Genomic DNA, 11,720 nt, shown 5'->3' with positions numbered 1-11,720 from the left:
CGCCAGACCCATATAGAAAGCCGCTCGCCGGGCAATGGTTCCCGGTGGGAACGCCGGATAGGGTAGAGCGTTGAACATCAACTATCCCTTTCCCGTATCTGTACAATTTAGCAACGATCCACCAACCGTTGCGAGCAGGCAGCGTGCCGAATGGACCTTTACGCCAAAGCCCAGACCCTGGGAATCCAGACCGAGTATATCGATGGCAGCGGTCACCGCCGTGTGACAACCCCCGAGGCGCTCACGGCGATCCTCGACGCGCTGCCGCCGCAGGCGCCCCGTCGGATCATCGCCGATCCCGTGGTGGTCAAAGGCGGCCAGGCTGCGCAAACGCAGCTCTCGGAAGCTGCCCGGCTTCCGGTGCAATGGAAGCTTGCGAATGGCACCGGGGTGCTCGCGCAGGGCGAGGCGCGTGAGCGAAGTGTGACGTGGCCGTCGGGTCTGCCCGAAGGCGTGCACCGGTTGCAGCTGTCGGACGCATCTGGCAGCGAGGAGCTGCCGCTGCTGGTGGCGCCGCAGGGCGCTTTCGGCGGCGAGTTCGACCGCTGCTGGGTGATCGCGGTGCAACTCTACGGCGTGCGGTCAGCGCGCAACTGGGGCATCGGTGACTTCACCGACCTGCAGCACCTGCTCGAATTCGCAAACCGGCTCGGCGCCGACGGCGTCGGGCTCAATCCGCTGCATGCGCTGTTCGACGATCGGCCCGGCGATTGCAGCCCGTACTCGCCGAACAGCCGGCTGTTCCTCAATGCGCTCTACATCGACGTCGAGCAGATTCCCGAATTCCGCGTCGATGCCGAGACCAAGGCCGCGCTGGCACCGCTCCGCAGCCACGACATGGTCGACTATGTCGGCGTCGCGGCACAGAAATGGCCCGCGCTGCGCGCGGCGTTCGCGGCCTTCAAGGCCAACCCGGGCCTCGGCCGCTGGCAGGATTTCGAGGCCTATCGCAACGAGCAGGGCACGCTGCTGTCGCGCTTCGCCTGCTTCGAGGTGATGCGGCACAAATTCAACACGCCGTGGTGGGAATGGCCGGACGAATGGCGGCAGCCGAGCGACGCAGCTTGTGCCAAATTGCGCCGCTCGCGCGACTCTGCCGCCGAGGTCGAGTTCGTCGAATTCGTGCAATGGACCGCAGACCGTCAACTCGGCGACTGCCAGGCGCTTGCGCACAGGCTCGGCATGCGGGTCGGGCTTTATCTCGACGTCGCCGTCGGCGTGCAGTCGGACGGGTTCGACGCCTGGAATGAGCAGATCGCGATCTCGCGCCATCTCGGCGTCGGCGCGCCGCCTGACCCGCTCAACACGGCGGGCCAGGACTGGGGGCTTGCCGGCTTCAACGCCGCGGGCCTTGAACAGCGCTCGTTCGAGCCGTTCAGGCAGATGCTGCGCGCCTCGATGCACCACGCCGGCGCGATCAGGCTCGATCACGCGTTCGGGCTGAAGCGGCTCTATCTGGTGCCGCGCGGCTTCGGTCCGGCCAATGGCGCCTATGTGCTGATGCCGTTCGAGGCGCTGCTGGCGGCGACCGCGCAGGAGAGCGTGGCGAGCCGCTGCGTCGTGATCGGCGAGGACCTCGGCACCGTACCTCCCGGGTTTCGCGAGCAGATGAACGGCTGGGGCATCTGGTCCTATCTCGTGATGATGTTCGAGACCGACGACCAGGGCGTCTTCCGCAACGCCGACTACTATTTGCCGAATGCGCTGGTGACATTCAACACCCACGACCTCTCGACCTATGCGGGCTGGCGCTCGTTCAGCGACCTCAGGACCAAGCGTGCGCTCGGGATCGATCCCGGCGAGACCGACGAGGGGCGCTGGCACGCGCTCGGCCAGCTCGACGACGTGCTGCGCCGGCACGACATCCACGCGAACGATTTCTATTCGGTGGCAAGCTTCCTGGCACGGACGCGGTCGCGGATGATGGCGGTGTCGATGGAGGACCTGCTCGGCATTGTCGAGCAGCCGAACATCCCCGGCACCGTCTACGAGCATCCGAACTGGAAGCGGCGGCTCCCGGTCTCGATCGAGCATCTCGCGTCGGCGATCGACGTCGACGCCCTCAAGCGCGCGACCCGCGAGCGCTCGCACACCGGGTAACGCGGAGCGCAGCGCGTGGCCTCTCGTATCGAAGACTATGGACTGATCGGAGATTGCGAGACCGCCGCGCTGGTCGGCCGCGACGGCTCGATCGACTGGCTGTGTTGGCCCGCATTCGATTCCGACCCCTGCTTCGCGGCGCTGCTTGGCACGTCGAGGAACGGTCGCTGGCTGCTGGCGCCCACAGGCGAGATCAAGCAGACCTCGCGGCGCTACTGGGACGATACGCTGATCCTGGAGACCCGGTTCGAGGCGGAGGGCGGCGCAGTCGCGCTGATCGACTTCATGCCGCCGCGCGGCAACGCCTCCGATGTGGTCCGCCTCGTTCGCGGCATCAGCGGCCGCGTCAGGATGCGCATGGAGCTGGTGATCCGCTTCGGCTTCGGTGTCGATGTCCCATGGGTGCGGAAGAATCCGGATGGCGACGGGCTTCTGGCGATCAGCGGGCAGGACATGACCGTGCTGCGCACGCCGGTCGAAACCCGCGGCAAGGATCTGACCACGATCGCCGATTTCGAGATCGGCGAGGGCGATACCGTGCCGTTCGTCCTGACCTATGGACCGTCCTATCACCCGGTGCCGGAGGCGATCGACCCTGAGGCTGCGCTGAAGGACACCGAGGAATACTGGCGGGAATGGTGCAGCCGTTCGACCTATGACGGCAGCTATCAACGCGCCCTCGTGATGCGCTCGCTGATCACGCTGAAGGCGCTGACCTTCAGGCCGACCGGCGGCATCGTCGCGGCACCCACCACGTCGTTGCCGGAAAAGCTCGGTGGCGCGCGCAATTGGGACTACCGGTTCTGCTGGCTGCGCGACGCCACCTTTACGCTGCTGGCCCTGATGAATTCGGGCTACACCGAGGAAGCGGCGGCCTGGCACAACTGGCTGCTGCGGGCCGCGGCCGGCGCGCCGGCCAATATGCAGATCATGTACGGCATCCTGGGCCAGCGGCGCCTCCTGGAATGGGAGGCAGGGTGGCTGTCCGGCTATGAAGGGGCGCAGCCGGTACGCGCCGGCAACGCCGCGCACGCGCAGCTTCAGCTCGACGTCTATGGCGAGTTGATCGACGCCTTCCATCAGTCCCGCATGGCCAAGCTGAAGCTCGACGAAGAGAACTGGTCGCTCGAGTGCACCGTCGTCACCCATCTCGCCGATGTCTGGGATCAGCCGGATCACGGCATCTGGGAACGCCGCGGCACTCCCAGACACTACGTGTTCTCCAAGGTGATGTGCTGGGTCGCCTTCGACCGCGCCATCAAGAGCGCGGAGCGGTTCGGCTTCAAGGGGCCGCTGGTCAAATGGCGGGTGCTGCGCGAGGCCATCCATCGCGACGTCTGCCAACGGGGCTTCGACCCTGAGCTCAACAGCTTCGTTGAGAGCTATGGCTCAAAGTTGCTCGACGCCAGCCTGCTGCTGCTGCCGTCGGTTGGCTTCCTGCCGCCGGGCGATCCGCGCATCCGCGGCACGATCGACGCGGTCGAGCGGCACATGATGCGCGACGGGTTCGTGCTGCGGCACGATCCGCGCGAGGTGTCCGATGAGGTCCAGCCGATCGAGGGCGCGTTCCTGGCCTGCAGCCTGTGGCTAGCCGACGCTCATGTGCTGGCAGGAGATGTCAACAAGGCGCAGACCATGTTCGACCGCGTGGTCGCGGTCGCCAACGATCTCGGACTGTTGGCCGAGGAGTTCGATTCCGGCGCCGGCCGGCAGACCGGCAATTTCCCGCAGGCGCTGACCCATATCGCGTTGATCAACACCGCGCACAATCTCAGCGCCGCCAGAGCCGACGCCGAGAAGCCCGCGGTACAGCGTTCGACTTAAACCACCGCGGCGATGCCGCCCTCCGTCTTCCGCTTGCGGGACCGCCGCAGGTCCGCGCTGCCAAAATATCGAAAACAACCCCATGCAAAGGAGCCGGCAGCTGCCGGCATTCGACCAGGCAACTTGACACGTCGGGCAAATCAGGAATATATTTCCAATATTCCGAAATCGTGCGCGTGTAATCGGCCGCCTCAGGAACCGCGGATTGGTCGGGTGACAGATCTCGCCGTGACAAATGGCCGCGTGATCAGCGTGACGCGATCACGTGATCGATTTGACTCGATTGCGATGTAGCGGACTGTAACAGCGATCACGCTGCGGCCCGCGCTCCATCACGGGTGGGGCGATCGTCCGTACGCCTCAGCGAAGCTGCAACACCGTGTCCATCGCGCGTGCGAAGCCGTCGTGCTCGTTGGATTCGGTGACATGGGTGGCGCGCGCCTTCACGTCGTCGCTGGCATTGCCCATCGCGAAGGAGACGCCGCTTCGCGCGAACATCGGCAGATCGTTCTGCATGTCGCCGATCGTGGCGACGTTCTCCAGCGGCACGCCAAGGCGCTTCGCGATGCCCTCGACGAAGGTGCCCTTGTCGTGGCCGGGCGGGGTGACGTCGAGATAGTAGGTCTGCGAGCGGACCGCGGTGGCATCGCGGCCGACCATTTGCTGCATCTCCGCCTCGCAGCGTTGCAGCAGGGCCGCATCCGAGCTCGCGCCGACGATCTTGCAGGCCTGATCGAGATAGGGTGTGAAATCGCCAACGATGGTCGGATCATGCTTGATCGTGTGCTGCTCGTGGGCGGTGTACTCGCCGTCAGGATTCCGCGTCAGCCAGCGGTCGTTGGTGAACAGCCAGATGTCGACGTCGCGCTCGCGCAGCATGTCGATGCAGCGTTTTGCGACCGCGGCCGGGATCAAATGCTGCTCGAGGGGCTTGAGCTGCGGATCGACGATCGAAGAGCCGTTGAAGGCGCCGATCGGCTGCGTGATCGCGAGCGGCGCAACCAGAAAGCCCATCCCGATCGTCGGCCGGCTGGAGACGATGGTGAAGCCGATGCCGGCCTCGTGCAGCCTGCGCACCGCCGCCCTGGCGCCGTCGGTCAAGGTCTTGTCCTTGGTGAGCAGCGTGCCGTCGACATCGGATACGACAAGGGCGATGCGGGTCATGTGCGGTCCAGCTTCAGTTGAGTGACGATGTCTTCGACGATGGTGTCGACCGGTCGGTCGATCGCAACCGTGATCGGGCGTTCCTCGGGGGTCGGCGGCTCCAGCGTCTTGAACTGGCTGGCGAGCAGCCCCGGCGGCATGAAATGGCCCTTTCGCGCGCCGAGCCGGGTGGCGATCAGCTCCTGCGAGCCGTCGAGGAAGACGATGCGGATATCGTCGCGGCCATGCACCAGGATGTCGCGATAGGCGCGCTTCAGCGCGGAGCAGGCGATGACGGCGCGTTCGCGGACGCCGCAGGTGCGGTCGATCTCGTCGGCGATCGCGCGCAGCCAGGGCCAGCGATCCTCGTCGGTGAGCGGCTGGCCGGAATGCATTTTGGCGACATTGCTTGGCGGATGAAAACTGTCGCCGTCTTCGAAGCGCCAGCCGATCCTGATGGCCAGGCGGTCAGCGATGGTGCTCTTGCCCGAACCCGACACGCCCATCACGACCAATGCGCAGGGGTTTTGTCCGTCACCCACGAAGTCCTCCGGCAGCGCGGCCTGATCGATCAGCCAGACGGTCTCGCCCTGCGATCGCGCGCGGTTTGCCGGCAGGTTCTCGCCTGCGAAGAGGCGCGTCAAGATCGCGTGCTTGTTCTCGCCCGCCACCTCGAACAGCATCTCGCGGCAGGAGGCGAGGGCGGGCAGGGTCAGCGACACGCGCGGCACGAACGGCTCGACATTGGCCTTCGGCACGCCGACCACCCAGCGCTGGGTTTCCTCGACCGCGGGATAACCCGGAAACAGCGAAGCGGTGTGACCGTCGGGGCCGATGCCCATCAGCACCAGATCGAACAGCGGCCGCTTCGGATCGAGCTGTTCGGCACCGTAGAATGCCATCAGCTCGTTCTCGTACAGCGCCGCGCTGACGTCGGGATCCCTGAGATCGGCGGTGTCGGTTGCGATCGGATGGACATTCGCGGCCGGTGCACAGCGGTCGAGGAAGGCCTGGCGCGCCATGCTCATGTTGTGCAGCTTGTCCTTGCGCGGCACCAGGCGCTCGTCGCCGATGAACCAGTCGACGCGGTCCCACGGAATCCTCGCGCGATAGTCGGGCGTCGCCAGCAGCTGATAGAGCGCCTTGGGGCTGGAGCCGCCGGTGAGGCACACCGCGATCCGGCCGCTGTTCTGCTCGATTATGGCGCACACCCGCTCGGCGGCCGCCTTCGCCAGTGCCGCCGGATCGGCGACCGTGATGATCCTGCGCTCGCCGGCCGCGGTCATGTCAGCCCAGCTTCCGCCAGCTGCGGCCGTCACGCGTCAGCAGCGCATTGGCGGCCTCCGGCCCTTCGCTGCCGGCCTTGTAGGGTTGCAGGCCACGGCCGCCGGCGCTCTTCCAGGCGTCGATGAAGGGCTGCACCGCCTGCCATCCGGCCTCGACGCTGTCGGCGCGCTGAAACAGGATGTTGTCGCCGATCATGCAGTCATAGATCAGCGTCTCGTAGCCGGTCGACGGCTCGGCCTTGAAGTAGTCCTTGTAGCGGAACTTCATCTCGACGCCGTCGATGTTGATGGTCGGGCCGGGTACCTTGGTGTTGAACTGCAGCTCGATGCCCTCGGTCGGCTCGGTGGAGATGACGAGGTAGTTCTGCGACAGGCGATCGACCGACGTGTCGCGGAACATCGCAAACGGCGCCTGCTTGAATTTGATCGCGATCTCGGTGCGCTTGGTGGTCAGCGCCTTGCCGGTGCGCAGGTAGAACGGCACGCCGGCCCAGCGCCAATTGTCGATGGTCAGCTTCAGCGCGGCATAGGTCTCGGTCGAGCTGTCGGGCCTGACGTCGGGCGTCTTGAGAAAGTCCTCGATCTCGGTGTCGCCGATCCGGCCGGCGCGATACTGGCCGCGCACCGAATTGTGCAGCGCCTCCTGTTCGCTCTGGGTCTGGATCGCGCTCAGCACCTCGGCCTTTTCGGAGCGCACCGCGTGGGCGTCGAACCGCGCCGGCGGCTCCATCGTCACCAGCGACAGCAGCTGGAACAGATGGTTCGGCACCATGTCGCGCAGCGCGCCGGTGGCGTCGTAGAAACTGCCGCGATGACCGACGCCGAGCTTCTCGTCGACGGTGATCTGGATGTGGTCGATGTGGTTGCGATTCCAGATCGGCTCGAACATGCCGTTGGCGAAGCGCAGCACCAGGATGTTCTGGACGGTTTCCTTGCCGAGATAGTGATCGATCCGGTAGATCTGGTGCTCGTCCATCAGCTTCAGCAGCGCTGAATTCAGCGCCTTGGCCGATGCGAGATCGGTGCCGAACGGCTTCTCGACGATCAGCCGGCGCCAGGCGCCGTTCTCCTCCAGCATGCCGGTGCGCCCGAGCTGCTGGCTGATCGGCAGGAACGCTCGCGGCGGGGTCGCGAGATAGAACAGCCGGTTGCCGCCGGTGCCGCGCGCCGTCTCGAGCTTGTCAAGCCGTTCGTTCATGGCATCGAAGGAGGGCGGATCGCTCGGATCGGCCTCGATCGAGGTGACGCATTCGAACAACCGCGTGACAACCGCCTCATCGAGCGGACGGGTCGCGAATTTGCGCAGCCCCTGCATCAGGCTGTCCTTCATCTGGTCGCTCGACATGCCCTTGCGGGCGATGCCGACGACGCAGAATTTGTCCGGCAGCAGATTGCCGGCGGCGAGATTGTAGAGCGCCGGGATAACCAGCCGGTGCGTCAGATCACCGGTGGCGCCGAAGATGATGAAGGAGCAAGGATCGGGTTTCTTCTGCACGTGACCTTCCGCGGTTCTCTTCAAGCTTTTTATGCCTTTTTCGGCGGCTCCTTGTGGCCGCCGAAGCCTGCGCGCATCGCCGAGAGGATCTTCTCCGCGAAAGTGTGATCCTTGCGCGAGCGGAAGCGCGTGTAGAGCGCGGCCGTCAGCACCTCGGCCGGCACGGCCTCGTCGACCGCGGCATTGACGGTCCAGCGGCCTTCGCCGGAATCCTCGACAAAGCCGGAATAATTGTCGAGCGTGTGGTTCTGCGCCAGCGCCGATGCGGTGAGGTCGAGCAGCCAGGACGGGATCACGCTGCCGCGCCGCCAGACTTCCGCGATGTCGGCGATGTCGAGATCGAAGCGATGCTCGGCCGGCAGCGCCTCGATATTGGCGTTCTTCAGGATGTCGAAGCCTTCGGCATAGGCCTGCATCAGGCCGTATTCGATACCGTTATGGATCATCTTGACGAAATGCCCGGCGCCGATCGGGCCGGCATGAATGTAGCCCTGTTCGATGCGCGGATCGCGGCCCTCGCGGCCGGAGGTGCGAGGAATGTCGCCGATGCCGGGCGCCAGCGTCTTGAAGATCGGGTCGAGCCGGTCGACCACTTTCTTGTCGCCGCCGATCATCATGCAGTAGCCGCGCTCGATGCCCCAGATGCCGCCGCTGGTGCCGACATCGACGTAATGCAGCCCGCGCTCCCTGAGCGCCTTGCCGCGGCGGACGTCGTCCTGCCAGAAGGTGTTGCCGCCATCGATGATGACATCGCCTGGCTGCATCAGCTTCGACAGCGCCTCGATGGTGGCTTCGGTGATCTTGCCGGCCGGCAGCATCACCCAGGCGGTGCGCGGCGCCTCCAGCTTGAGGACGAAATCCTCCAGCGACGAGGACCCGGTCGCATTGTCGGCGACGAGGGCCGCGATGGCCTTTGGATCCTTGTCGTAGACCACGGTGGTGTGGCCCTGGGTCATCAGGCGGCGGACGATGTTGCCGCCCATCCGCCCGAGGCCGATCATGCCGAGTTGCATCCCTCGCCTCCGTCAGTTCAGTGCAGCCGAGATCGCGGCATCGAGCGCCGCGAGCCCGGAGCTGAGATCGCCCTTGAGATGCACGCGCAGCGCCCGCCGGCCGCGCTCGGTGAGCACGTCGAAATCGCCGCGCGCCTGCGCCGCCTTGATCACGCCGAAGCTCGCCTTCTGGCCGGGCACCGGCAGGTCCGCTGTATCGTCGGTCGTGACCTGCAGGAACACGCCGCTGTCGGGGCCGCCCTTGTAGGCCTGCCCGGTCGAATGCAGGAAGCGGGGACCGAACTCGGCACAGGTCGCAAGGTGTCTTGCGTCGCGTACCTTCAGCCGCATCGCCTGCATGGCGTCGATGGTGTCGCCATCGCGCTCGATATAGGCGAGCAGGGCGACATAGTCGCCGCGGCCGGAGCGCGAGAGGTGCGCCTTGATCCAGGAGTCGAGATCGCCGTTCGCACCGGCCTTGCGCAGCTCCTCGGCGTTCTGCGCGTCGGTGTAGAGATCGACCCCGTCGGCCGACACCACCGGCTCCTCGGCCGGCAGCGACCCGGTCTTCTCGAACGCTGCCGTCAGTTCGCGGGTCTTGATCTTGGCGGCTTCGACGTCGGGCTGGTTGAACGGGTTGATGCCGAGGATCGACCCGGCGACCGCGGTCGCGATCTCGAAGCGGAAGAACTCCTGACCGATATGGTCGATCGACTTCATCACGATCCGAACCACGGGATGGCCGGCGGCCTCGAGCGCCGCGAGCTTGGCCTCATGCGCTGCATCGTTCTCGCCATCGGTGCGCAGATCGATGAAGAACCGGTCGTTGCCGTAGACCGCGGCGTCGCCAATCGTCTCGCCCTCGATCGGGATCAGGCCCTTGCCGTCCTTGCCGGTCGATTCCGCGATCAGCTGCTCGGCCCAGGCGCCGAAATCGGCAACGTCCGGCGAGGCGAAGATCGTCACCTTGTCGCGGCCTTCGAGCCCCGCGATGCCCATCGCGAGCCCGAGCTGCACGCCCGGGTTCTCCTGCGGCGGCACGTCGGCACCGCAGGAGCGCACCATCGCGAGCGTATGGCCGAGCAGGCTGCGGACGTCGATACCGGCAGCGGCCGCCGGCACCAGACCGAACGGCGACAGCACGGAATAGCGGCCGCCGATCGCGGGGTCGCCGTAGAAGATGCGGGCAAAGCCCTGCTTGATCGCGACCTTCTGCAGCGATGAGCCCGGATCGGTCACCGCGATGAAGCGGTGGCCGGCCTTGTCCTTGCCGATCGCCTTCGCCACCCGATCGAAGAAATAGTCCTTCATCACGTTCGGCTCGGTGGTGCCGCCGGATTTGGAGGAGACGATGAACAGCGTCCTTGCGATGTCGACATACTCCTCCATCGCGCGCACCTGCGCCGGATCGGTGGAATCGAGCACGTGCAGCCGCGGGAAACCGGACCGGTGCGGGAAGGTCTGGGCCAGGACCTCCGGCCCGAGGCTCGACCCGCCCATGCCGAGCACGACGGCATCGGTGAAGTTCTGCCCCTTCACGCGCCGGGCGAAGTCCTCGTAGTCGGCGACATCAGCGGCGGCCGCGCTGGTGAGCCAGCCCAGCCATTTGTCCTCGTCGTCGCCGGTCCAGACCGATTTGTCCTTGTGCCAGAGCCTTCGGATCCGGGCGGAGGCACGCCATTCCTCGGTGCTCTTCTCGACCGCCTTCTCGATGGTGGCGCCGAGCGTGAGCTTCTGGCGGTCGATCCCGCCACCGAGCGAGGTGGCGCGCTTGTGGGCGACCGCGCCGTAGAGCTTGTCGGCCGCGTCGGCGAACAGCTTGACGCCGTCCTTGACCAGTTCCTCGGTGATCGCATCGAGCGAGATGCCGGACTTCTCCAACTCCTCCAGCACGTGGCGGGCGTCCTCGACATTCTCCTCGAGGCTGTCGCGGACCTTGCCGTGGTCGCGAAAGGCGTCGAGCGTCGCCGGCGGCACGGTGTTGACGGTGTCGGGGCCGATCAGCTCCTCGACATAGAGCACGTCGCTATAGTCCTTGTTCTTGGTTCCGGTCGACGCCCACAACAGCCGCTGCGGCTTGGCGCCCTTGGCCGCCAGCTTGTCCCAGCGGCTGCCTGCGAACAGCCGCTTGTAGTCCTGATAGGCGAGCTTGGCATTGGCGATCGCGACCTTGCCCTTCAAGGCCGCGAGCCGCTCCTTTTCGTGCGGATCGTTGGCCTTGGCGATCTTCTCGTCGAGCTGCTTGTCGACGGCCGTGTCGATGCGGCTGACGAAGAAGCTCGCGACGCTCGCGACATGGGAGGGATCGCCGCCCTTGCCGACGTATTCCTCCAGGCCCTTGAGATAGGCCTCGGCGACCTGGCGATAGACCTTCTGCGAGAACAGCAGCGTGATGTTGATGCTGATGCCTTCGCCGATCAGGTACTCGATCGCCGGCAGGCCCTCGGGCGTCGCCGGCACCTTGACCATCAGGTTCTTGCGGTGGACGTCCTTCCAGAGCCGTTCGGCTTCCGCGATCGTGCCCTTGGTGTCCATCGCGAGATAGGGCGACACCTCGAGGCTGACGAAGCCGTCGCCGCCGTGGCTCTGGTCGTAGACCGGGCGCAGCACGTCGGCGGCGTGCTGGATGTCCTCGACCGCGAGGTGCTCGAACAGGTCGGCGACCGAGCGGTCGCCGTTCTTGAGGGCCTTGCCGATCGCCCCGTCATATTCATCCGAGCTGCCGATCGCCTTCTCGAAGATCGAGGGGTTGGACGTCACGCCTTTGACGCCGTCGGTCTCGATCAGCCGCTTCAGGTCGCCGTCGGCGACGAAGCCGCGGGCGAGGAAGTCCAGCCAGACGGCCTGACGGTGATTTTCGAGTGCTTTGACGGGGTTCAT

The 11,720-nt window shown here is 65.9% G+C and carries 7 protein-coding genes; 2 read left to right on the top strand and 5 right to left on the bottom strand.

All coding sequences use genetic code 11. The annotated features are described in order from the left end of the window. The first annotated feature begins 150 nt into the window (after positions 1-150). Both malQ and ACSKB9_RS13055 read left to right on the top strand, forming a co-directional pair. Positions 151-2,100 (top strand): 4-alpha-glucanotransferase, encoded by a 1,950-nt coding sequence (gene malQ, locus ACSKB9_RS13060; RefSeq protein WP_438073578.1) that lies wholly within the window; start codon positions 151-153, stop codon positions 2,098-2,100. A gap of 15 nt (positions 2,101-2,115) precedes the next feature. Next, positions 2,116-3,924 carry a glycoside hydrolase family 15 protein gene (locus ACSKB9_RS13055; protein WP_438073577.1) on the top strand — a complete coding sequence of 603 codons (1,809 nt, stop codon included), beginning with the start codon at positions 2,116-2,118 and terminating at the stop codon, positions 3,922-3,924. A gap of 360 nt (positions 3,925-4,284) precedes the next feature. Here the strand turns inward: ACSKB9_RS13055 and ACSKB9_RS13050 are convergent, their stop codons facing one another. The 5 genes from ACSKB9_RS13050 to ACSKB9_RS13030 are packed head-to-tail and all read right to left on the bottom strand — an operon-like array spanning position 4,285 to position 11,720. Further along, positions 4,285-5,088: a Cof-type HAD-IIB family hydrolase gene (locus tag ACSKB9_RS13050; RefSeq protein WP_225644030.1), complete on the bottom strand. Its 804-nt coding sequence runs from the start codon at positions 5,086-5,088 to the stop codon at positions 4,285-4,287. Then, positions 5,085-6,353: a 6-phosphogluconolactonase gene (gene pgl, locus ACSKB9_RS13045; RefSeq protein ID WP_438073575.1), complete on the bottom strand. Its 1,269-nt coding sequence runs from the start codon at positions 6,351-6,353 to the stop codon at positions 5,085-5,087. The genes ACSKB9_RS13050 and pgl overlap by 4 nt, the downstream gene beginning before the upstream one ends. Before the next feature lies 1 nt (position 6,354). Beyond that, positions 6,355-7,848: a glucose-6-phosphate dehydrogenase gene (gene zwf / locus ACSKB9_RS13040; protein ID WP_438073573.1), complete on the bottom strand. Its 1,494-nt coding sequence runs from the start codon at positions 7,846-7,848 to the stop codon at positions 6,355-6,357. A 29-nt stretch (positions 7,849-7,877) separates the two neighbouring features. Further along, positions 7,878-8,861: a phosphogluconate dehydrogenase (NAD(+)-dependent, decarboxylating) gene (gene gnd, locus ACSKB9_RS13035; RefSeq protein ID WP_438073571.1), complete on the bottom strand. Its 984-nt coding sequence runs from the start codon at positions 8,859-8,861 to the stop codon at positions 7,878-7,880. A gap of 12 nt (positions 8,862-8,873) precedes the next feature. Further along, positions 8,874-11,720, bottom strand: coding sequence for a bifunctional transaldolase/phosoglucose isomerase (locus ACSKB9_RS13030; protein WP_438073569.1), 2,847 nt, complete (start codon positions 11,718-11,720; stop codon positions 8,874-8,876).

The organism is Bradyrhizobium sp. BR 1433 (assembly GCF_051547665.1).
In the GTDB taxonomy this organism is placed as follows: domain Bacteria; phylum Pseudomonadota; class Alphaproteobacteria; order Rhizobiales; family Xanthobacteraceae; genus Bradyrhizobium; species Bradyrhizobium australafricanum.
Note: the sequence above shows the minus strand (reverse complement) of the source record. Positions and strands in the feature narration are given on the sequence as shown.